Genomic DNA, 22,406 nt, shown 5'->3' on the forward strand with positions numbered 1-22,406 from the left:
TGGATCATAAGTCATGTACTATGATAATTTACTCTAAAAATTTGATATGTTCGAAATCCTAAATAGGACCCCTAAAGAAAATCTTTAGGGGTCCTATTTAGGATTTTTTAGATAGCAGCGACCATCTATTATAGTACCTTTTTTTATGATAATATTTAATTGATTCAATAATGTAAAAAAATATATTAAAGTAAATGGAGTATCATTCAAATGAAAAGAACCATCCCCTTAGCTAAAATAGCTAATCATGGTTTAATGCTTTCGGTTAGTACCATGGTAACACTTGGTGTAACTAATTTTGCCAATCATGATGAGACCACCCATAAAGCGACAGTTCAAGCTGCTACGGTGAATATGCATCAAACGTTACAAAATGCTATTAATACAGGTAAACAATATACACGCAAGTATTATACTGCAGCCTCATTTAATCGCCTACAAAATGCTTTGATGCAAGCACAGCAAATAAATAGTAATTCCAGGAGTACAACAACGCAATTAAATACAGCATTAGCTACTTTAAATGCAGCTATGAATCAAATTCAACGGCTACCAGTAGCACCAATTGCACCAGCAGTTAAAGCTAACTTACAAAATACTTTAGGTCGAGCACGAACGTATACAGCAAAATATTATACTGCAACCTCATATGCTCGTTTGCAAAAAGCAATCAATGATGCACAGGCAATTCTATATTTTTGGCCGGCGACTACAAGTCAATACCAAAAGACGATTGCTGATCTTAATAATGCGATGCAAGCAATTGTATGGCTACCAGCGAATAAAACAGATTTACAAGCAACTATTAATGCTGCAAAAGAATTCACTCTGGCATTTTATACTAGTGACTCAGTCGCCAAATTAGTGCCAGCCCTGAATGAAGCAATCCGTATTAATGCAGATAATGATGTACAAATGTGGCCAGTTATTCAAGCAACAAGAAATTTACAACAAGCCATTCAACAAATGACGCGGCAACCTCGAACACGAGCTGAACTAACAAGTTTATTACAACAAGCTGAGCAAGTTGTTAAATTTCCAGGAACTTGGAAAGCTAAAGCAAGTGATAAATTTGGAACGTGGTATACACAAGCAAGTGTTAATGCCCTTGCTAGTCAATTACCAATGGTAATACAAGCGTATACTAACCGCCAAGCACCTGTGGCTGATGTAACGAACGCTTATATTTGGTTAACTAAGACAATAAATAATTTAGTACCAAGTATGGGTCCGTATATGATACAACAACCAGCACCAGTAACAATGTCTGTCTTGACGTTTAAAAATAATCCTACTATATTTACATTACCAAACCTATATGGTCGCAATGGTCAAGTTCAAGTGGGAAATATAAATTGGCATATTAATGTAACGACTAAGATTAAAGGACAAGAATATAATTTAATTACGAATTTAACGAATGCGTTAAAGGTAATGACACCAGGTCAGTATACTTTGACGTATACTATTAATGGTGGTTCAGGAAACAATGCAATAACGACAACAATGACTCGTGTTATCAACTTAACTGCCGATGGCCAAAATAATTTTAATAATCCAATGTATCATTTTGGACTAATTCCAACAATAGCAATTAACCGCGATCCTCATATGTATTCGACGTTACCATATGCACAATTAGCTACTAATCCCGTGTTGTATGATAATAATAATGCAATTGTTGATCCACAAGCTTATCGAGTTAATTATCAAATTATGCTAGGCCAACAAGCATATGGGTTATTTGATAAAGCCGTAGATTATGCATTGCCTGGTTCTTATCGGGTTAAATTTGCAGCCACTGGAATGTATACTGGCCGAGCACTAACCACTTTTACACAAACAATGAAGTTGAATGCACCTGATAATCGGAATGTACTTAATCCACAAGGCAATTATCAATTTGTTGGTTTAACGCCAACTACAATTTCGGGTAGTGATTATCAAGCAATTTTGAAAAGTGGAGATAATGGTGATGCATCTTTTGATCCGTTTTATGGTGTTGGTTTAGTTGATAATCATCATCAAGCAATAACTGATTATGGGACGGTAAATGTTTATTCTGATTGGGCTAATATTGATTTTGGACAAGGAAATTATGCTGCACCAGGACAATACCAAGTTAAGTACTATGCAATTGCAGCAGATGGTCACATGGTTGCAACTGGAACTCGAAGTGTAACAATAATTAAATAGAAATAAAAGACACTTGGATAATGAATAAAATGACAAAAAAGCCTGAAGTTTTATAAATTCAGGCTTTTTTGTCATTTATAAAGTTATGTACCTTTTTGGTACTTGTGTTAGTGGAAATTTACAAAGCTTATTTATCAGTTACTTGCTTAAAAATTTTGGCCATTGGTGCTAATTGGCCAAATTTAGCCGCATCATCAGTTGGAGCAACAACCAAGTTGGCATTAGAATTGGCCAATTCTTGGAATGCTTGAATGGATTGGTTTTGGAAGAAATTAGCATCAACTTTTTCTAAAGCTGCTGCGACGGTGGCAATACGATTTGCTTCAGCTTGAGCTTTAATCCGAATTGATTCTGCTTCAGCCTTGGCCGTATTAACCATAGCTTCATTTTGAGCTTTCGTTGATAGTTCGATTGATTTAGCATTTCCTTGTGCTTGAGAAATTGTTGCTACTCGTTTACGATCAGCCTCAAGTTGGGTATCCATAGCAGCTTGGATTGATGGCGAAGGTTTTAGTTCGTCAATATTTAAGCGATCAACATTAATTCCGTAAATGCTGGTTAAATCACCAATTGCTTGACTTAATTCACGGTTAATTTGGGCAGTTGAACCTAATGCGTCATTTAAATCCATACGACCAATAATATCTCGCAAATGACCACGAACAAGTTGTGCCATTGATTCAACAGAATCAGTATTTTCATATTGGAATTTAACTGCATCCGTTACGTGATAATTAAGGGTTACACTAGCTGAAATTTCAGCATTATCTTTAGTAATTACAGAATAATCAGGTAATCGTACCGGGCGCATTGCTAAGCTAACTTGTCGAATTTTTTGAATGAAAGGAATATAAAAGTGTAATCCAGGGTTAACGCTAGTACGATATTTTCCTAATGTTTCGACTAGTCCTTGACTGTTTTGTGAAATAATCTTGATTCCAAAAGGCATAATACTTTCTCCTATTCTATAGTGCGTTACTAAGTGATAAATCAGTGAGAATTAAAACGTTGTCTTGAACATTACTAATCAGGTATTGATGATTTAAATCAGGAATAGAATTATTAATAATCACAAAGCGATAATAAATTCCTTTGACCTCAATTAGGTTATGTTCCGGTGTAATTTGACTACCATCAACAGTTAAACCGACAAAGCGTCGTTGTTCAAGTGAGCCTTCGCGTTCAATTGATTGCGAGAGTAAAGTAGTGATACTACTGTTGACACTTAAATGTTGTCGCTTAGCGTAGGCTTCAATTTGTGTATATAAATCGTAGTCAATACGCAAAAGAAATTGTTTTTTCGCCATGGCGTAGTCCTTTCGGTAACGTATGATATCAAAGTGATATCATATGTTTAAGATTATCTTAGTATTTCTTTAAAGTAAAGTAAAAAGTTGGTTTAATATAAAATCTAATGGTTGATTAATTTTTAAAAGGATATGTGGCAGGCTGCTCGTTTACTTTAACGCTATGAAAGTGTGTTTTTTAATTAATTATTAGCAAGATACGCTTTGAAATAAGTGGCTAATTGTTTAATGCCTGGCTCAATTTTTTCAAGGGGAACGTTTGAATAATTTAAGCGTGCACAATTACGAATATCTGAGCTAGCATATTGTGGTTGGCTAGGTACAAAAACAATGTGGGCTTTTGGTAGTAAGATATCATGCATAAATTTATTTAAATCAAGTTTTTTTGGACCAGTTAGCCAAAGAAAGAAGCCACCTTCAGGCTCGGTAAAGGTGATTTCAGCGGGCATATATTTACGTAGTGCATTGACCATAACATGACATTTTTCAGCATAAATCGGCTTCATTTTAGCAATATGCTGGTCAAGGTTATTGGTAGTTAAATATTCTGCTAAAGCTAACATTGTCATGTTTGGTGATTGGACGTCATTGGCTGATTTTAGGCCAGCTAGTTCAACTAACATATCATGCTCGGCAACTAAATACCCAACACGTAAACCTGGTGATAAAATTTTAGAAAAACTAGAAACATACAATACCCGATGATGATGATCGAAGCTTTGAATGGTTGGTAATTCGGTACCACGATACCTTAAATCACGGTAAGGTGAATCTTCTAAAATATAGAAATCATATTCGGCTGCTAAATGTGCTAGTCGTTGACGCTTGGCAGTACTTAAAGTAATTCCAGTTGGATTTTGAAAATCAGGAATTGTATAGAGGAGTTTAATTCGATTAGCTCCTCGGTGAGCTTTTAAATCGGCTTCTAATTGGTCAACATTAAGGCCATCAGCTTCCATAGGAATTTCATAATACGTTGGGGCATAACTTTCAAAAGCCGAAATAGCTCCCACATATGTCGGACCTTCAATGGCTAAACCATCGCCAGGATTGATGAATAGTCGTGTGATTAAGTCAATTGCCTGTTGGCCACCTTGAGTAATTAGTAAATCATCTGCAGTAACAGCGACACCAGTTCGTTGTAAATGACGTTGTGCTAAAATAGTTCGTAGGGCAACAGGCCCTTTGGCATCAGTATATTGGAAAATTCCGGGTGTATTAGTTGTAAGGGCCTGCTGAAAAGCTGTAGTAATCTCGGCACTGGGGAATAATTGTTGATCAGGATAACCACCAGCAAATGATGTGTTGATAGGATTTGAACTTTCAATAAATAATTCTGCCAAGACAGAACTGTCGTAGTTAATGACACGCTTAGCGAAATTTTGATTTTTCATAAAAGACCTCGTTAACATTGATATTTTAAAACTTAAATAACAAGTATAGTTTTTAAAATTAAAAAACGATTAGAAATATTATATTATAATTGTAGCTTATCATCTAAAAAAATTACAACTAATTTTTATTGAATCAACAATTTGGAGGGATTATGTTAAAAGAATTAAAGTTATTTTTACAATATTTAGCGATTGAACGCCAATTTTCACCAGAAACACTTAAAGCTTATCAACAAGATTTAAAATTATTTGCGCAATTTTGTCAAAGTGAGCTTGGCGATTTTAACTGGACTGATGTTGATGCAAATCTTATTCGAGCATGGCTTAGTCAGTTGTATGATCAAAAATTAGCTGCAACAACTATTAATCGTAAATTAAGTTCGCTACGTTCTTTTTACCAATTTCTAATCAATAATCACTTTGCAAATCAAAATCCATTTGCAGATGTTCAAGTTAAACAACATCCGCAGCATTTACCACATTATTTTCGAGAACCAGAATTAGCAACATTATTTGCAACTGTTAATGCGCAAAAAACACCCTTAAAAGAACGGAATGTGGCATTATTAGAATTATTGTATGGAACTGGTATGCGGGTATCTGAAGTGGCTAATTTAACATTAAACCAAATTGACTTTGATCGTGAGACAATTCATGTATTTGGTAAAGGAGGTAAAGAACGTTTCGTACCACTAGGGTCATATGCCAAAAAAGCCTTACTAAATTATATCAATGGTTTACGACAAAAATTAATACAGCAATATCATACCGACCATAATGTTGTATTTATTAACCGTTTAGGGGGCCCCATCTCAAGTGGAGGGATTGAATATATTCTTAAGCAAGTGATGAAAGCAACCGGATTGGGGAATGAAATGCATCCGCATATGTTTCGTCATACTTATGCGACAGATTTATTAAATAATGGTGCTGATTTGCGAAGTGTTCAAGAATTGTTAGGACACGCTAATTTAAGTACGACGCAAATCTATACGCATATTAGCCGAGAACAATTGCAAGCTGATTATCGTAAGTACTTTCCACGTGCAAGTCATGAATGAAAGCGCTAAATATTTCGAAATCAAACGGCTATTAATTTGAATTTGTGATAAACTAAATACTATTAATTAAACTAATGAGAGTAGGGATGAATGATGACAGTACGTATTGAAAATGACAATCTGATTGTTGAAATTCACGAACACGGTGCTGAATTGCAAAGTGTTCGCCGAAAGGATAGTGATTTAGAGTATATATGGCAAGCTGATCCAAAATATTGGAATCGGCATGCGCCAGTACTTTTCCCAATTGTTGGGCGGCTAAAAAATAATCAATATGAATTTGCTGGCAATACTTACTATTTGAGTCAACATGGATTTGCGCGTGATTTAAACTTTATTGTCATTGAACAAAGTACAACTCATGCAGTTTTTGAACTTCGCGATTCACCATTGACTAAAAATCTTTATCCGTTTAGTTTTCATTTTCAGATTAAGTATACTTTAACAACTAAAGATACTGTAAAAATTGAGTATTTTGTACATAATCCTGGTGAAACTCCAATTTACTTCCAAGTTGGTGGTCATCCTGCCTTTAATGTGCCAATGGAACAGGGCCATAAGTTCACCGATTATTATGTTAACGTTGATCCAGTTAAAGAGTACGATCGTATTAAATTAGTGGGACCATATTCGGATCCTGATCATATGGGGACCTTTAATCCACGTATTCCTTTACGTTTACGCTATGACGACTATAAAGAAGATGCGATTATCTTGTCATTAGAACAACAGCCAACGTCATTGATTCTTGCACGCTTAGATGCATCTCATGGGGTAACAATGCATTTAGCAGATGCCAAATATGTTGGTATTTGGTCACCTTATGGGAAGGATGCACCTTTTGTTTGTCTTGAACCATGGTGGGGCTTGGCAGATACTTTGGATGCAGATGGTGATATTAAGCATAAATTTGCAATTAACAAATTAGATGGCCAACAAGATTACTCAGCTAATTGGAGTTTGACATTCTTTTAAAAAATTTAAAAAATAACCACCTTAAAAGATGTTAATGTGCTATACTAATGCAGTTAATTTTTTGAAAGTTGGTATGTTACTTTGGAATTAGTAATTTTATGTATTATAAGTTACTTTATTGGCTCATTGCCATTTGGTTATTGGATTGGCAAAGTCTTTTATGGCCGTGATATTCGGACTGAAGGATCGGGGAATATTGGAACAACAAATACATTACGTGTACTTGGACCGGTTGCCGGAGTAGCCGTTTTATTACTTGATTTATTTAAAGGAACCTTGGCCGGTGCATTACCTACATTATTAGGCATGCATCATATAAATCCTTTTATCACAGGTTTTTTTGCGATTATTGGCCACACTTTTAGTATCTGGCTAAAATTTAAAGGTGGCAAGGCAGTTGCAACATCAGCTGGTGTCTTGATTGCTTATAACCCATTTTTCTTCGCCGTGGCAGTAATTACACTAGTTGTGATGTTATTTTTGTTTAGCATGATGAGTGTAGGCTCAATTATGGGCTTTATTATGGTAACGGCTACGGCAGCCATGTTTCATGATTGGGTTTTGACAATTATTGCCGGTGTCTTAACTATTTTTGTTACTTATCGTCATCGAGCGAATCTTAAGCGGGTTTTACAGGGTAATGAAAGCTTAATGCATTTTGGTTTATATTATTGGCTAACTAAACGTAAATAAGCTAGTTTACAATAGTAGTTGTAGCCTAATAAAAAATATCGCAAAAGTTCGATTCATTTAAAATATACACAAAAATCCCAGGAAAAGTTATTTTTCCTGGGATTTTTGCAACACTTCCATTTCAAGTGTTCGATAAATTTATCTGCTTTTTGAAGCTATTACGGCATAGCTTTATTTGATGTACTTAGTATCTGGGTTTTCACTCCAAGGACTAGTTGCATTAATGTGATCATAGTATAAAATACCATGTAAGTGATCAATTTCATGTTGGAATACGATTGCTGGATAATCTTTAAGTCGGATTTTAACGGTTTCACCATCAAGGTTTTGGTAACGAACAGTAATACGGTCATGACGAGGAACAAAACCAGGGACATCTTCATCAACTGAAAGACAACCTTCCCCCACATCAAGAGCGCCATCTTGGACGGAATGTGAGATAATAACCGGATTTGAAATAACACCCTTAAAGATAGGCTCATCATCTTCATATTCACCAGGAACTAAAATTGCAGCCATTCGCTTTGAAACGCCAACTTGTGGAGCAGCAAGACCAACACCAGGACGAAGCTTGTATTTTTCATTTTCTTTTTCATCTTGGCTGATAACCAAGTATTCCATCATATCAGCAGCAAGCTTTTGATCTTCAGCAGACAATGGAAATTCAACATCGGCAGCCTCTTGACGTAATACAGGATTACCATCGCGAGTGATATCATTCATTAAATACATATGAAGCCTCCAAAAAATTATAAATAATAATTAATTTTACCCTTAAAAATCAACTGATGCAAGGTGTGAAAAAGTTATACATAGATTACTATTACCACTTGCTTTTTGATGGACATTATTCTATTATGGTGGTGTAGATGAAACCGCTTACATTAATTTGGCATATTTACCAAAGTTATGTATTAGTTTTACAAAAGAAAGGACTTTTACTATGAGTGAAGTGAAGTTTGTGGATTTTGTTGCAAAAAAGAATGAATTACAAGAAAAAGTTGAGCCACTACAAGTTGTTAATGGCAAGGGGGAAATTGTTAATCAAGCAGTTTTTGATAAATACAGTGATGAAGACTTAGTGAAATTCATGAAATTAATGGTATGGGAACGGACACTACACCAACGTTCAAATGCTTTGACGCGTCAAGGACGCCTTGGATTTTATGCACCAACTGAAGGTCAAGAAGCTAGTGGGATGGGATCACAACTAGCCTTTAAATCAACTGATTTTATGTTACCTGCTTATCGTGATATTCCACAATTAATTCAACATGGATTACCAATTTGGAAGGCCTTTTTATGGTCACGTGGACACGTGTTGGGGAATGATTATACTGATGAAAATGTGCAAGCATTAGCACCACAAATCATTATTGGGGCTCAATACATTGAAACTGCGGGGGTTGCTTTAGGACTCAAGAAAAATAAAACTAAAGATACGGTAGCCTTTACGTATACAGGTGATGGTGGTACTTCACAGGGGGATTTTTATGAAGGTATTAACTTTGCAGGTGCCTTCCAAGTACCAGCAGTTTTCTTTATTCAAAACAATGGTTATGCTATCTCGGTACCACGTCACGTTCAAACAGCCGCTGTTACATTAGCACAAAAGGGTATGGCCGCGGGGATTCCGTATGTTCAAGTTGATGGGATGGATTTTCTAGCAGTATATGAAACTGCTAAAGCAGCCCGTGAATATGCAGCTGCTGGAAATGGCCCGGTATTGATTGAAACTTTAACATTCCGGTTTGGACCTCATACTAATGCTGGTGATGATCCTAAGCGTTATCGGTCACCAGAAGAAGAGCAACCATGGTTTGACAATGATCCATTGATTCGTTACCGAAAGATTTTAACTGATAAAGGACTTTGGTCTGAAGAAATTGAAGCATCGTATGTTGATGAAGTTAAAGATGAGATTAAAGCTGCAATTAAAAAAGCGGATGAAGCTCCTAAACAAAAGATTTCAGAATTTTTGGAAAATGTTTTTGAAGTACCAACACCAGAAGTTGCGGAACAAATCAAGGCGTTTAAGGCAAAGGAGGCTAAGTAATTATGGCTACAATGAGTTATATTCAAGCAATTACAGATGCATTACGTACTCAATTGAAAAGTGATGATAAAACATTGATTTTTGGTGAAGATGTAGGTAAAAATGGTGGGGTTTTCCGAGCTACTGATGGTTTACAAGCTGAATTTGGTGAAGATCGTGTTTTTGATACTCCGCTTGCCGAATCAGGCATTATTGGCTTATCAACAGGTTTAGCATTACAAGGATTTCGGCCAATTCCTGAAATTCAATTTTTCGGTTTCGTTTTTGAAGCGATGGACCAAATTGCCGGCCAATTGTCACGGACACGTTATCGTACTAATGGTACAGTAAATGTGCCGGTTACAATTCGTTCACCTTTTGGTGGGGGGACACATACACCGGAAATGCACGCTGATTCATTAGAAGCAATGGTAGCCTCGGTACCTGGTTTACGAGTGGTAACTCCATCAAATCCTTATGATGCAAAAGGACTTTTAATTTCATCAATTAAAAATAATGATCCGGTTATTTTCTTAGAGAATTTGAAATTGTATCGTTCAATGAAAGCTGACGTGCCAGAGGGAGAATATGAAGTACCTTTGGACAAAGCAAATGTGGTTCGGGAAGGCTCCGATTTAACAATCATTGCCTACTCCGCTGAAGTTAATGAAAGTTTGAAAGTAGCTGAAAAACTTGAAAAAGAAGGCAAATCAGTTGAAGTAGTTGATTTACGATCATTAGCGCCAATTGATTTTGAAACAATTGTGAAGTCAGCTGAAAAGACACACCGAGTACTTGTTGTTCAAGAAGCACAACGGCTTGCTGGGGTGGCTTCAAAAGTTGTATCTGAAATTTCAGAACGTGCTATTTTGGCTTTAGATGCACCAATTGGCCGAATTTCAGCCCCAGATACAATTTATCCATTTGGTTTAGCTGAAGATGATTGGCTACCAAATGCTGATGATATCGAAGCAAAAGCACGCGAAATTTTAGAATTTAATTAGGAGGCTATCGTAATGGCGTTTGAATTTAAATTGCCAGAACTTGGTGAAGGTTTACATGAAGGTGAAATCGCATCTTGGCTTGTGCAAGTTGGCGATCATATTGAAGAAGACGATGGTTTAGTTGAGATTCAAAATGATAAATCAGTCGAGGAGTTACCTTCACCAGTTAGTGGCACGATTAAAGAAATTAAGATCAAAGAAGGTGAAACTGCTACCGTGGGGGATGTTATTGTTGTAATTGACGATGGCTCAGCTACTGAGTCTACTCCTGTTACAACCCCAGTTTCAAATTCTAAAACAGTGACAGCAACACAATCTGTTCCAGATACACCTGCGGCTTCAACAAGCAATACGCGAGTTGCTAAGCCAGGTGAAATTATTTTGGCGATGCCTTCAGTACGCCAATTTGCACGCCAACAAGGCGTTGATATTTCATTAGTATCAGCAACTGGTAAACATGGTCAAATTTTAAAGAGTGATGTTGAGACCTTTGTACAAGGGGGAGCACAAGCTACGACCGTGACACAAACTACTCCTACTTCAATTGAACAAGCACCTAAAGCAGTCGCTAAGTCAACTACTGTAACTAGCGAAAGTGTTCTTGAAACACGCGAAAAAATGTCAATGACCCGTAAGGCAATTGCCAAGGCCATGGTTACTTCTAAACATACAGCACCACATGTAACCTTATTTGATGAAGTTGAAGTAAGTGCTTTAATGGCTAATCGTAAAAAGTATAAGGTGTTGGCCGCAGAAAAAGATATTAAGTTGACATTCTTGCCATATATTGTCAAGGCGTTAACGGCAGTATTAAAGGTATACCCAGTGTTTAATTCCTCAATTGATGATGCAACTGAAGAAATTGTTACAAAACACTACTATAATATAGGAATTGCTACTGATACTGATCACGGCTTATACGTCCCAAATATTAAAGATGCAGACCGAAAGAATCTCTTTGAAATTGCTAGTGAAATATCAGAAAATACCGTTAAAGCACAAACTGGTAAGTTAGGTGCAGCTGATATGCGTGATGGCTCAGTTACAATTAGTAATATTGGTTCGATTGGTGGGGGCTGGTTTACCCCAGTTATTAACTATCCTGAAGTTGCAATTATTGGGGTAGGTAAGATTGTTAAAGCACCTATTGTTGATGAAAATGGTGAACTTGCGGTTGGACAAATGTTAAAACTTTCAATTAGTTTTGATCATCGATTAATCGATGGTGGGACAGCACAACGGGCAATGAATTTATTTAAACGTTTATTGCATGATCCAGAATTGTTATTGATGGAGGGTTAGTAGGATGGTCGTAGGAGATTTTGCAGAAGAACGGCAAACGATTATTGTCGGTGCAGGCCCTGGAGGGTATGTTGCTGCGATTCGGGCCGCTGAACTTGGTCAAAAAGTTATGATTGTAGAACGTGAAAACATTGGGGGCGTTTGCTTGAATGTGGGATGCATTCCTTCAAAAGCCTTAATTAGTGCAGGTCATCGTTACCAGCTTGCGCAAAGTGAAATGTTTGGGGTGGCCTTGGGGGAGGCAACGTTAGATTTTGCTAAAACACAAGCTTGGAAACAAAATGAGGTTATTAATCGTTTAACTGGTGGCGTTGAAATGCTCTTAAAGAAACACAAGGTTGAAATCGTTCGTGGTGAGGTGTACCTACACGATGATCATACCCTTCGAGTCCTAAGTGAAACTAGTGAAACAGCTGCTCAAACCTATAAATTTGAGAATTTGATTTTAGCAACTGGATCACGGCCAATTGAAATTCCAAACTTTAAGTTTACCGGTCGTGTCCTTGATTCAACCGGAGCACTAGCTTTAACTGAAGTACCTAAGGAATTGGTTGTTATCGGGGGTGGCTATATTGGAGCTGAATTGGCCGGTGCTTATGCTAATCTCGGTGCGCATGTAACTATTCTAGAAGGATCACCGGCAATTTTGCCTAATTTTGAAAAAGATATGGTTGATGTTGTCAAGAAGGAATTAGTAGCTAAGGGAATTGATATTCATACTAAAGCCCTTGCTAAAAATGCCGTTCAAACTGATGATCATGTTGCTGTGACTTATGAAGTTGATGGGAAAGAAGTTACAATCAATGCTGATTATTGCTTAGTTACAGTTGGTCGACGGCCAAATACTGATGATATGGGCTTAGAATATACGGGCGTTAAAGTTGGTGATAAAGGCTTAATTGAAGTCGATAATCAAGGCCGGACAGCCGTTGCAAATATCTATGCAATTGGTGATATTGTTCCAGGACCTGCATTGGCTCACAAAGCATTCTTTGAAGCAAAGGTTGCAGCAGCAGCGATTAGTGGCGATACAGCGGCAGCCGTTGACTATCTTGGTATTCCAGCTGTATGTTTTACTGATCCAGAATTGGCCACAGTGGGTTTAACGGTCGCTGAGGCTAAGGTCAAAGGGTTAAAGGCTAAAGGTTATAAGTTCCCATTTGCTGGTAATGGTCGGGCAATGACTTTAGGGCAACCGGAAGGATTTGTACGCGTTGTAACTGATGATCAAGGGACTGTTCTAGGTGGCCAAATTGTTGGCCCAGGGGCATCGGATTTAATCGCTGAATTAACATTAGCTGTCAATAGTGCAATGAATATTGAAGATGTTGCTTTGACGATTCATGCTCATCCAACTTTAGCAGAAGTTATTGGTGAAGTTGCTGATACTGCAATTGGCTTCCCAACGCATATGTAATTATTAATAATAGTTAATAAAAAACTCGTAAAATTATTTTTTATGAGCTTTTTTATTTGTTTATCTATTAAAAAGCGAACTATTTTTTTAATTTGTTAATTAAAGTTCATATTAATTTAATTAACAGTTGACAATTCAAAATCAAGGTTCTAATATAATAAACATCTAGTTACTTATCGATGAAGAAAGAGCAATAATAATTAAGATTAATCACAGTGAGCTTACGATAGTGAAAAGTAAGTATTAATGGATTTTTATTGGGAGCTTTTGGAGAGAATGACTTAACACGTAATTAAGTTGCTCAGCATGCTGAGAATTAGGGTGGAACCGCGTTAATTTAACGTCCCTATGTCAAATTTAATTTGGCATGGGGACTTTTTTTGTCCTCATGCAAGTGAGGTATAATTATGCAACAAGAAAAAAATGAACTTGCACGTGCACTAACTCCTCGGCATATTCAAATGATTGCCATTGGGGGAGCGATTGGAACTGGACTTTTCCTAGGTTCCGGGACGGCTATTAAAGAAGCTGGCCCAGCAATTATTTTAGCGTATATTATTACAGGCTTTTTTTGCTACCTAATGATGCGAGCCATTGGAGAGTTACTTTTATCAAATGTTAAAATTCGCTCATTTATTGACTTTGTACGTATTTATTTAGGTCCACGATGGGAATTTGTAACTGGCTGGGCGTATTGGTTATGTTGGACTAGTCTGGCAATGGCTGATTTAACAGCTAGCGGTATCTATTTACGATATTGGTTTCCAAGTTTGCCACAATGGGTTACACCATTGATTGTTATTATTGCCTTATTAGCAATTAATTTAATGAATGTTGGTTGGTTTGGTGAGATAGAATCGGTATTTGCAGGGATTAAAGTGATTGCGATTTTAGCTTTAATAATTGTTGGGGCAATTATGATTTTTACAGGTTTTCAAGCAGGTGATAATGTTGCATCATTTGCTAATTTATATCAACACGGCGGTTTTTTTGCCACCGGTTTAAGTGGTTTTTTACTAGCTTTTCCACTAGTAATCTTTGCCTTTACCGGAATTGAAATGGTTGGTTTGACAGCAGGGGAGACCGAACATCCAGAAGTTGATTTACCAAAAGCAATTAATGCGGTGCCTGTCCGAATTGGTTTGTTTTACGTTGGGGCTGTGTTAGTTATTATGTCTATTTATCCTTGGAATTCATTAAGTGGGGCACAAAGCCCATTTGTAGAAGTCTTTGCTGGCATTGGGATTAAAGCAGCCGCGGGAATTGTGAACTTTGTAGTCTTAACATCAGCAATGTCAGCCGCTAATAGTGCTATCTTTAGTACTAGTCGGACAATTTATGTCATGGCCCAAAATGGACATGCTCCTAAATGGTTTGCTAAATTAAGTAAACGGCATGTTCCTGTTAATGCCCTAATTACATCTGCGTTGTTCTTATTAACAATTGTCTTGATGAATTACTTTGTACCAAGTCAGATTTTTGTGATTATTTCAGGAGTGGCGACAATCAGCTTTATTTTCGTTTGGTTGATTTTATTAGTAACACATTTAAAATATCGGCATGTTACTAAACAATTAGCAACATATCAGATGCCAGGATATCCAATATTAAATTATTTGACAATTATCTTTTTCATTAGTGTGTTAATAGTATTACTATTCCAACCTGATACACGAATTTCTGTTATTGGAACGGGAATTTTCGTTGTGTGCTTATTAATAATCTATGCATTGACTAATAAAGCACCTTTACAAAAAAGTAAACACAACTGACAAGCGAAATAAGTACTTAGTTGATTATTCTTGTAATTTAGCAAAATTGATGCTAATATAAAGGTTGTTCAAATATAACTCTTAATTGAGTGGGCAAATTAAATTTTGCCCGCTCATTTTTTTAAATAAATTTGATAGTAATCCAAAGCATTGAAGGAGGGATAGTTCGTGGCTAATGACGTTGTCGAAAAAATCACCGAATTGGTAACCCCAATTATTACTGCAAAGGGTTTTTCTTTGTGGGATGTTGAGTTTGTAAAGGAAGGCCGTGATATGTTTTTACGGATTTTCATTGACAAGCCTGGCGGAATTACGATGGATGACATTGTACTAGCAACTAATGAGATTAGCGAAATGTTGGATGTGGTTGATCCTGATCCAATTCCACAAGCATACATGCTTGAAATCTCATCACCCGGAGCTGAACGGCCATTAAAGACCCCTGAAGATCTCGAATGGGCCCAAGGTCAATATGTGCACGTTTCACTCTATCAAAAATTAGATGGCGTTAAAGATTATGAAGGTGATTTAGTATCGGTTACTGAAGAGACTTTAACTTTGAACTATCTTGATAAAACGCGTCAAAAGAGTGTCGAGATTCCACGTGACATGATTGCAAAAGCGCGTTTAGCAATTAAATTTTAATGTAGAAAAACGGAAGGTAAAAAATCATGAGTAAAGAATTACTTGCAGCTCTTGATGCCCTTGAAGAAGAAAAAGGCGTAAAAAAAGCAATCGTAATCGAATCATTGGAAGCAGCTCTTGAAGCAGCTTACAAGCGTAACTATGACCAAGCACAAAACGTTGAAGTGAGTTTCGACCAAAAGAAGGGTGATATTAGTGTTATTGCCGTTAAGGAAGTCGTTGAAGATGAAGAAATTTGGGATGAAAACACACAAGTTTCTTTAAAGGAAGCTTTGGAAATGAATCGTGCCTACGAAGTCGGGGATGAAATCCGCTTTAAGGTTACTCCAAAAGACTTTGGTCGTATTGCAGCTCAAACTGCTAAACAAGTAATTATCCAACGCGTTCGTGAAGCTGAACGGGCCATTGTATATGATAAATTTGCTCAATATGAAAATGAAATCATCAGTGGTGAAGTTGAACGACAAGATGCACGCTATTTATTTGTTACCCTTCCAGGAAATCAAGAAGCTGTAATGACTAAGCAAGACCAAATGCCAAATGAAAGTTACCAAATGCATGATCGTATTAAGGTCTTGGTTTCAAAAGTTGAAAATAATGCTAAGGGTCCACAAGTGTTTGTTTCACGGACTCATGCTGACTTAGTTAAGCGTTTATTTGAACAAGAAGTACCGGAAGTATATGATGGTACTGTTGAGATTAAGAGTATTGCGCGTGAAGCCGGTGACCGTAGTAAAATTGCGGTAAAATCTAACAATCCTGATTTGGATCCAGTTGGAACAATGGTTGGTCAACGTGGGGTTCGTGTGCAAGCCGTTGTTACTGAATTATCTGGTGAAAACATGGATATTGTTGAATGGTCTGAAGATTCAGCAACATTTATTATTAATGCTTTGAATCCAGCAGAAGTGCTAAACGTAATTGTTGATCCATTAAATGATCGTGCGGTAACAGTTATTGTTCCTGATAACCAATTATCATTAGCGATTGGTAAACGTGGTCAAAATGCTCGTTTAGCAGCTCGTTTAACTAACTTCAAAATCGATATTAAGCCTGAATCAGAAGCTGAAAACTTTTACGCTGAACATGAAGCAAAGGTAGCTCAGGCTGCAGCTGCACCGCAAGCACCTGTAGAAGAATCAGTTGAAGCTGAAAGTGTTGATGCTGATTTTGCAAGTGATTTATTTGATGCCGAATAAGCAATAAGCTAAAGTGAAAGAGGAGGAAAAGAACAGTGAAACCTCGGAAAATTCCCATGCGTAAAGATGTTGTTACCGGTGAAATGTTCCCTAAAAAGGACTTAGTACGGGTAGTTAAAGATAATGAAAATAATGTAAGTATTGATGCGACTGGCAAGGCTAATGGTCGTGGTGCTTACATTGGTTTAGACGTAACAATTGCACAACAAGCTTTCAAAAAGCGTATTCTTGATAAGACTCTTGGTATTAAAATTACTGATGAGTTTTATGAAGAACTAATTGCATATGTTGATCATCAACAAGCACGAAAGGAATTGTTTGGCGATGCCAAGTAATGCAATAAAGGTTCTACAACTATTAGGTCTTGCACGCCGCGCTGGTGCATTGATTACAGGTGAAGAAATGGTGTTAAAAGCTATTCGTAACCAAAAAGCTCGATTAGTATTAATTGCAAGCGATACTGGAAAGAGTACGTTTAAAAAAATTACTGATAAAGCAAGCTATTACAATGTTGCAGTCATTGCCGATTATGATCGTGCAACGTTAAGTGATGCAACTGGAATGGCACGATCAATCTATGCCATCGATAATGCAGGATTCGCAAAGAAGATAAAGGAAGTTAACAATACAGAAAAAGGAGAGTGAGCAATATATGGCAAAACGGATCTATGAATTAGCTAAGGAATTGAATGTCTCATCTAAAGACATGGTTAATGCTGCTGAAACTAAAGGTTTTAGCGTCAAAAACCATATGTCAACGATGGGAGCTAATGAAGAACGTTATTTACGCGAATATTTTGGTAACAAAGGTAATCAAGGAGGCGCCCCTAAAAAGGCGTCAACTAAGCCTGCTAAAGTAAGTGCCACAAATACGAAACCTTCAAAACCTATGCAAAAGTCAGCTGACCGGCCTGCAAAAGCCGCCTCAAAGCGTAATGTTAATGTGGATAATATGGACACAAAATCAACAAATGAAAACCGCCCAAGTCGCGGAAATAATAATAATAGCAACAACAATCGTAGCAATAACCGTGGTGGCCGCAACGATTGGAATAACAATGGTGGGAACAACCGTAACAACCGCCATGGTAAGAAGGGTAAACGTAGCTTCAATAATAACCATGGCCCAGCTAAGGTATTGCCACAACGTAAAGACCAACCACTTCCAGAAGTATTAGTTTACTCAATTGGAATGAATGTGCAAGATATTGCGAAGTTAATTCACCGTGATACTGCTGAAATCATTAAGAAGTTATTTATGCTTGGAGTAATGGTTAACCAAAACCAAAGCTTAGATGCAGAAACTATCGAAATTTTGGCTGCTGATTATGGTATTGCGGCTGAAGAAAAAATCGAAGTTGACGTGGCTGATACTGATAAATTCTTCAAGGAAGCCCAAAACAATACTGAAAACTCTACACCACGCCCACCAGTAGTTACCATCATGGGACACGTTGACCACGGTAAAACTACATTGCTTGACTACCTTCGTAACTCACACGTTACTGAAGGTGAAGCTGGTGGAATCACACAACACATTGGGGCCTACCAAGTTAAAGCTGATGATCGCATCATTACTTTCCTTGATACTCCTGGACACGCGGCCTTTACTGCTATGCGTGCTCGTGGAGCTGATGTGACTGATATTACCATCTTAGTTGTTGCAGCTGATGATGGTGTTATGCCACAAACAATTGAAGCTATTAATCACGCCAAGGCTGCTAAGACCCCAATTATTGTCGCAGTTAACAAGATTGATAAGCCTGGTGCCAACCCTGAAAACGTAATGAATCAATTAATGCAATATGAATTGATTCCAGAAGAATTCGGTGGTGACACAATCTTTGTTAAGATCTCAGCTAAATTTGGTCAAAACGTTGACGAATTACTTGAAATGATTTTACTTCAATCTGATGTGCTTGAACTTACAGCTAACCCTAAGCAAAATGGGGCTGGTTCAGTTATTGAAGCACGACTTGATAAGGGTCGTGGACCAATTGCTACATTGCTTGTTCAACAAGGTACATTGCGTGTTGGAGACCCTATTGTTGTGGGTAACACATACGGTCGTGTTCGGACAATGACTAATGATCGTGGTCGTCGGATTAAAGAAGCTGGTCCATCAACACCAGTTGAAATTACTGGTTTGAATGATGTACCTGATTCAGGTGATTTATTCATCGTCTTTGATGATGAAAAAACTGCCCGTGCCGCTGGTGAAGAACGTGCTAAACGTGCTTTATTAGCTAACCGTCACCGTAACAACGTGGTTTCAGTGTCAGACTTGTTTAGCAAGATGGCTGATAAAGAAATCAAGTCAGTACCAGTTATTATTAAGGCTGACGTGCAAGGTTCTGTTGAAGCCTTGGCTGGATCATTCCGTAAGATTGATGTTGATGGTGTTAAGGTAGATATCGTCCACACGGCGGTTGGTGCGATTAACGAGTCAGATATCACATTGGCTGAAGCATCAGGTGCGATTATTATTGGATTTAACGTTCGCCCAACACCACAGGCACGTCAACAAGCTGATAATGAAGAAGTTGATATTCGTCTTCACAATATTATCTATAACGCTATTGATGAAATTGAAGCAGCGATGAAGGGTCAACTTGAACCTGAATTTGAAGAAAAAATCATCGGTAACGTTGAAATTCGTGAATTGTTCAAGGTTTCTAAGGTTGGAACAATTGTCGGTGGTATGGTTATGAGTGGGGTTATTAAACGTGACTCAAGTATCCGCTTAATTCGTGACAGTGTCGTAATTTACGAAGGTACATTAGGATCATTGAAACGCTTTAAGGATGATGTTAAAGAAGTTAAGAAGGGTTACGACCTTGGATTAACAATTGAAAACTATAACGATGAAAAAGTCGGCGATATTATCGAAGTCTTTGAAATGGTTGAAGTACCACGCGATTAATTTTAAGCGTAATCACTTTGGATTATTAACAGTAAAGGAGATTGCATATGCCACAAGGACATTATCGAGTAGGACGTTTATCACAAGAAGTACAACGCGAAGTAAACGATATTCTTTTAAAGCGTGTCCGTGACCCACGTGTTCAAGACGTGACCGTCACGGGAGTTGAAGTTACTGGTGACTTGCAACAAGCGACAATTTACTACAGTATCTATTCAGATTTAGCGTCTGATGGGAAGAAAGCTCAGGCTGGGCTTGAAGCTTCAAGTGGGTTAATTCGTCGTGAATTAGGTGCTCGTTTGAGTACTTACAAAATTCCAGAATTATTCTTTGAACGCGATAAGTCAGTTCAATATGGTGATCATATTGAAGCATTATTGCGAGGCTTAAACAAAGATTAGTTAAACAGAATGCCATAAGAGGTATTTGGGTAACGAATAAAATAAAAAACGTGCATGAAATTAAACATTTCGTACACGTTTTTTTGTGTTTTATACGATTATCTATCTTTTCGAGCACGTTTTGTGGCAAAATACGCTATACTTAATAGCGAATGTTTTAAAAAGTGAGGATAAATTATGGATGGAATTATTCCAGTTTACAAAGAACGTGGGATGACGAGCCACGATGTAGTATTTAAATTACGTAAAATTTTACATACTAAGAAAATAGGTCATTCAGGAACTTTAGATCCAAATGTTGATGGGGTATTACCAGTCGCAGTTGGGCATGCTACCAAAGCGGTGGAGTATTTAGTTAATTCCGGTAAAATTTACCGCGGTGCTATTACGTTGGGATTTGCGACCACGACAGAAGATCTCGATGGTGAAGTGATTGCCAGTGCACCAGTAGTAACACCATTTGATGATGCCACAATTGATGCAACTTTAGCACAATTAACTGGGGAAATTACGCAAATTCCACCAATGTTTTCAGCTGTTAAAGTCAATGGCCGGAAATTATATGAATATGCGCGGGCTGGTGAAAGCGTTGAACGTCCAGAGCGGCATGTTACAATTGGCGCGTTTACCCAAATTAAAGCAAGTGAATACGATGCCCAAAAGCAACAACAAACTATTTATTTTGAAGTTCATGCATCTAAAGGGACATATGTCCGGACATTAGCGGTTGATTTTGGTAAATTACTTGATTTACCAGCGACAATGACGGACTTAACACGAATTAAATCTGGCGGATTTGATTTAACACAAGCAGTTAAGTTAAGTGAAATTGCTGAAAAAATGGAAGCAGGCACAGTTGAATCAATCATGTTCCCAATTGACCGTGCTTTAGGTGATATTCCAGCTGTTGATATGACTGATGCCCATTGGGCCAAAATGAAAAATGGCGCATGGTTTGGGCGCGGTGAGCTCGATGTACAAGTACCAGTTGTGCGGATGCGCTATCAAGATGATACCAAAGCACTTTATCATTGGGATGATGAGAAATATTTGTATCGCCCATTGAAAATTTTCAATAATCAAGATTAAGAAAGATAATTAGGTAACAGTATGGAAACTTTTGATTTAAGATATCCATTTACACGACCAGCTGCGGCCCCAAATTCCGTTGTCTTGGCGATGGGTTTTTTTGATGGTGTTCACTTAGGGCACCAAGCGGTTTTGGCTAAAGCACGTGAATTAGCAACGGCTAAGGGAGTCCCATTAGCGGTGATGACTTATGATCATCATCCTCACATTGTCTTTCAAAAATTGCCTAATCAATATCAATATTTAAGTCCTATTAAGCGCCAAAATGAGCTGTTTGCTGCCACAGGGGTTGATGTGGTCTATCGCGTTAGTTTTACTTCAAAACTCGCTAAATTGAGCCCACAAGCGTTTGTGGATGAAGTGCTAATGACACTCCATCCATTGGCAGTAGTGGCGGGTTTTGACCATACGTACGGTGGGGACGTCAAAGTTGCAAATATGGAACATTTACCCGAATTTGTTGCGGGCCGATTTGAAGTTGTTAGCGTGCCCAAAGCAGACTTTCATCACGAGAAAATCGGTTCAAGGACCATTCATGAAGTGTTGGAAGCAGGAAATGTTGATTTAGCAAATGAAATGCTAGGGTACACGTACCAAACAACTGGGGTGATTGTTCATGGGGAAGCCCTTGGCCGGACGCTTGGCTTCCCAACGGCAAACGTCTTAACCCCCGCTGATGAAAAAATTCCTGGCGTGGGGGTTTATGGTGTACGGATTAAAATCGCCGACAAGTGGTATGATGGTGACGCTTCAGTTGGTTATAACCAAACCATAGGTGAAGGACGACCTAAGACGCTTGAAATTTTTATTTTTGATTTTCATGAAGAAATTTATGGTGAAAATGTTGAAGTTCAATGGTGTCACTATGTTCGCGGGATGGAAAAGTTTAACGGACTAGAAGCATTAGTTGATCAATTACATCAAGATGAAGTTGATGTACGAGCGTTTTTTGCTAGTAAGTGAAAAAGTTAGCCAAAAACAAAAAAAGTTACA

General features: G+C 37.7%; 21 protein-coding genes. 17 read left to right on the top strand and 4 right to left on the bottom strand.

Annotation, left to right across the window (positions count from 1 at the left end; genetic code table 11):
• The first annotated feature begins 210 nt into the window (after positions 1–210).
• Positions 211–2,196 (top strand): hypothetical protein, encoded by a 1,986-nt coding sequence (locus tag HF964_RS00005; RefSeq protein WP_168721005.1) that lies wholly within the window; start codon positions 211–213, stop codon positions 2,194–2,196.
• A gap of 127 nt (positions 2,197–2,323) precedes the next feature.
• Here the strand turns inward: HF964_RS00005 and HF964_RS00010 are convergent, their stop codons facing one another.
• From HF964_RS00010 to HF964_RS00020, 3 genes are all read right to left on the bottom strand, one after another.
• Complete coding sequence (locus HF964_RS00010; RefSeq protein ID WP_168721006.1) at positions 2,324–3,145, bottom strand: SPFH domain-containing protein; 822 nt, start codon at positions 3,143–3,145, stop codon at positions 2,324–2,326.
• A gap of 16 nt (positions 3,146–3,161) precedes the next feature.
• A complete protein-coding gene (locus HF964_RS00015; protein ID WP_168721007.1) occupies positions 3,162–3,503 on the bottom strand; it encodes a type II toxin-antitoxin system antitoxin in 342 nt (113 codons plus the stop codon).
• A gap of 182 nt (positions 3,504–3,685) precedes the next feature.
• Positions 3,686–4,897 carry an aminotransferase-like domain-containing protein gene (locus HF964_RS00020; RefSeq protein WP_168721008.1) on the bottom strand — a complete coding sequence of 404 codons (1,212 nt, stop codon included), beginning with the start codon at positions 4,895–4,897 and terminating at the stop codon, positions 3,686–3,688.
• A 152-nt stretch (positions 4,898–5,049) separates the two neighbouring features.
• Here HF964_RS00020 and xerC point away from each other — a divergent pair, with 152 nt between their 5' ends.
• The 3 genes from xerC to plsY all read left to right on the top strand — a co-directional run bounded on the left by xerC (position 5,050) and on the right by plsY (position 7,626).
• Positions 5,050–5,958, top strand: coding sequence for a tyrosine recombinase XerC (gene xerC / locus HF964_RS00025; protein WP_168721009.1), 909 nt, complete (start codon positions 5,050–5,052; stop codon positions 5,956–5,958).
• Between the two features lie 93 nt (positions 5,959–6,051).
• Complete coding sequence (locus HF964_RS00030; RefSeq protein WP_168721559.1) at positions 6,052–6,933, top strand: aldose 1-epimerase family protein; 882 nt, start codon at positions 6,052–6,054, stop codon at positions 6,931–6,933.
• A gap of 81 nt (positions 6,934–7,014) precedes the next feature.
• Positions 7,015–7,626 carry a glycerol-3-phosphate 1-O-acyltransferase PlsY gene (plsY, locus tag HF964_RS00035; RefSeq protein ID WP_168721010.1) on the top strand — a complete coding sequence of 204 codons (612 nt, stop codon included), beginning with the start codon at positions 7,015–7,017 and terminating at the stop codon, positions 7,624–7,626.
• Between the two features lie 171 nt (positions 7,627–7,797).
• Here plsY and def read toward each other — a convergent pair whose 3' ends face one another.
• Positions 7,798–8,358 (bottom strand): peptide deformylase, encoded by a 561-nt coding sequence (gene def, locus HF964_RS00040; RefSeq protein WP_168721011.1) that lies wholly within the window; start codon positions 8,356–8,358, stop codon positions 7,798–7,800.
• Positions 8,359–8,569: 211 nt separating this feature from the next.
• Between def and pdhA the strand changes: the two genes are divergently transcribed.
• From pdhA to ribF, 13 genes are all read left to right on the top strand, one after another.
• A complete protein-coding gene (gene pdhA, locus HF964_RS00045; protein ID WP_168721012.1) occupies positions 8,570–9,682 on the top strand; it encodes a pyruvate dehydrogenase (acetyl-transferring) E1 component subunit alpha in 1,113 nt (370 codons plus the stop codon).
• Between the two features lie 2 nt (positions 9,683–9,684).
• Positions 9,685–10,665 carry an alpha-ketoacid dehydrogenase subunit beta gene (locus HF964_RS00050; RefSeq protein ID WP_168721013.1) on the top strand — a complete coding sequence of 327 codons (981 nt, stop codon included), beginning with the start codon at positions 9,685–9,687 and terminating at the stop codon, positions 10,663–10,665.
• A gap of 12 nt (positions 10,666–10,677) precedes the next feature.
• Positions 10,678–11,967: a 2-oxo acid dehydrogenase subunit E2 gene (locus HF964_RS00055; RefSeq protein ID WP_168721014.1), complete on the top strand. Its 1,290-nt coding sequence runs from the start codon at positions 10,678–10,680 to the stop codon at positions 11,965–11,967.
• A gap of 4 nt (positions 11,968–11,971) precedes the next feature.
• A complete protein-coding gene (lpdA, locus tag HF964_RS00060; RefSeq protein WP_168721015.1) occupies positions 11,972–13,384 on the top strand; it encodes a dihydrolipoyl dehydrogenase in 1,413 nt (470 codons plus the stop codon).
• A gap of 407 nt (positions 13,385–13,791) precedes the next feature.
• A complete protein-coding gene (locus HF964_RS00065) occupies positions 13,792–15,156 on the top strand; it encodes an amino acid permease (RefSeq protein ID WP_168721016.1) in 1,365 nt (454 codons plus the stop codon).
• A 168-nt stretch (positions 15,157–15,324) separates the two neighbouring features.
• Positions 15,325–15,801 (top strand): ribosome maturation factor RimP, encoded by a 477-nt coding sequence (gene rimP, locus HF964_RS00070; RefSeq protein WP_168721017.1) that lies wholly within the window; start codon positions 15,325–15,327, stop codon positions 15,799–15,801.
• A 26-nt stretch (positions 15,802–15,827) separates the two neighbouring features.
• Positions 15,828–17,000, top strand: coding sequence for a transcription termination factor NusA (gene nusA / locus HF964_RS00075; protein ID WP_168721018.1), 1,173 nt, complete (start codon positions 15,828–15,830; stop codon positions 16,998–17,000).
• Between the two features lie 35 nt (positions 17,001–17,035).
• Positions 17,036–17,335, top strand: a complete 300-nt coding sequence (rnpM, locus tag HF964_RS00080) for an RNase P modulator RnpM (RefSeq protein WP_168721019.1) — start codon at positions 17,036–17,038, stop codon at positions 17,333–17,335.
• Positions 17,325–17,645 (top strand): L7Ae/L30e/S12e/Gadd45 family ribosomal protein, encoded by a 321-nt coding sequence (locus HF964_RS00085; protein WP_246220214.1) that lies wholly within the window; start codon positions 17,325–17,327, stop codon positions 17,643–17,645. The genes rnpM and HF964_RS00085 overlap by 11 nt, the downstream gene beginning before the upstream one ends.
• A 7-nt stretch (positions 17,646–17,652) precedes the next feature.
• Positions 17,653–19,923 (top strand): translation initiation factor IF-2, encoded by a 2,271-nt coding sequence (gene infB / locus HF964_RS00090; RefSeq protein WP_168721021.1) that lies wholly within the window; start codon positions 17,653–17,655, stop codon positions 19,921–19,923.
• Positions 19,924–19,970: 47 nt separating this feature from the next.
• Positions 19,971–20,324 (top strand): 30S ribosome-binding factor RbfA, encoded by a 354-nt coding sequence (gene rbfA / locus HF964_RS00095; protein WP_168721022.1) that lies wholly within the window; start codon positions 19,971–19,973, stop codon positions 20,322–20,324.
• Positions 20,325–20,498: 174 nt separating this feature from the next.
• Positions 20,499–21,413 carry a tRNA pseudouridine(55) synthase TruB gene (gene truB, locus HF964_RS00100; protein ID WP_250786658.1) on the top strand — a complete coding sequence of 305 codons (915 nt, stop codon included), beginning with the start codon at positions 20,499–20,501 and terminating at the stop codon, positions 21,411–21,413.
• A 21-nt stretch (positions 21,414–21,434) separates the two neighbouring features.
• Positions 21,435–22,376 carry a riboflavin biosynthesis protein RibF gene (gene ribF / locus HF964_RS00105; RefSeq protein ID WP_168721024.1) on the top strand — a complete coding sequence of 314 codons (942 nt, stop codon included), beginning with the start codon at positions 21,435–21,437 and terminating at the stop codon, positions 22,374–22,376.
• Positions 22,377–22,406: the final 30 nt, after the last annotated feature.

This window comes from Periweissella fabalis (assembly GCF_012396505.1).
GTDB classification, from domain to species: Bacteria; Bacillota; Bacilli; order Lactobacillales; family Lactobacillaceae; genus Periweissella; species Periweissella fabalis.

Coding starts and splice junctions, on each gene's coding strand:
- rbfA (WP_168721022.1), top strand. CDS start 19,971: ATGCCACAAGGACATTATCGAGTAGGACGTTTATCACAAGAAGTACAA.
- HF964_RS00085 (WP_246220214.1), top strand. CDS start 17,325: ATGCCAAGTAATGCAATAAAGGTTCTACAACTATTAGGTCTTGCACGC.
- HF964_RS00050 (WP_168721013.1), top strand. CDS start 9,685: ATGGCTACAATGAGTTATATTCAAGCAATTACAGATGCATTACGTACT.
- lpdA (WP_168721015.1), top strand. CDS start 11,972: ATGGTCGTAGGAGATTTTGCAGAAGAACGGCAAACGATTATTGTCGGT.
- pdhA (WP_168721012.1), top strand. CDS start 8,570: ATGAGTGAAGTGAAGTTTGTGGATTTTGTTGCAAAAAAGAATGAATTA.
- HF964_RS00010 (WP_168721006.1), bottom strand. CDS start 3,145: ATGCCTTTTGGAATCAAGATTATTTCACAAAACAGTCAAGGACTAGTC.
- HF964_RS00030 (WP_168721559.1), top strand. CDS start 6,052: ATGACAGTACGTATTGAAAATGACAATCTGATTGTTGAAATTCACGAA.
- HF964_RS00065 (WP_168721016.1), top strand. CDS start 13,792: ATGCAACAAGAAAAAAATGAACTTGCACGTGCACTAACTCCTCGGCAT.
- HF964_RS00055 (WP_168721014.1), top strand. CDS start 10,678: ATGGCGTTTGAATTTAAATTGCCAGAACTTGGTGAAGGTTTACATGAA.
- HF964_RS00020 (WP_168721008.1), bottom strand. CDS start 4,897: ATGAAAAATCAAAATTTCGCTAAGCGTGTCATTAACTACGACAGTTCT.
- HF964_RS00005 (WP_168721005.1), top strand. CDS start 211: ATGAAAAGAACCATCCCCTTAGCTAAAATAGCTAATCATGGTTTAATG.
- xerC (WP_168721009.1), top strand. CDS start 5,050: ATGTTAAAAGAATTAAAGTTATTTTTACAATATTTAGCGATTGAACGC.
- HF964_RS00015 (WP_168721007.1), bottom strand. CDS start 3,503: ATGGCGAAAAAACAATTTCTTTTGCGTATTGACTACGATTTATATACA.
- ribF (WP_168721024.1), top strand. CDS start 21,435: ATGGAAACTTTTGATTTAAGATATCCATTTACACGACCAGCTGCGGCC.
- def (WP_168721011.1), bottom strand. CDS start 8,358: ATGTATTTAATGAATGATATCACTCGCGATGGTAATCCTGTATTACGT.
- nusA (WP_168721018.1), top strand. CDS start 15,828: ATGAGTAAAGAATTACTTGCAGCTCTTGATGCCCTTGAAGAAGAAAAA.
- infB (WP_168721021.1), top strand. CDS start 17,653: ATGGCAAAACGGATCTATGAATTAGCTAAGGAATTGAATGTCTCATCT.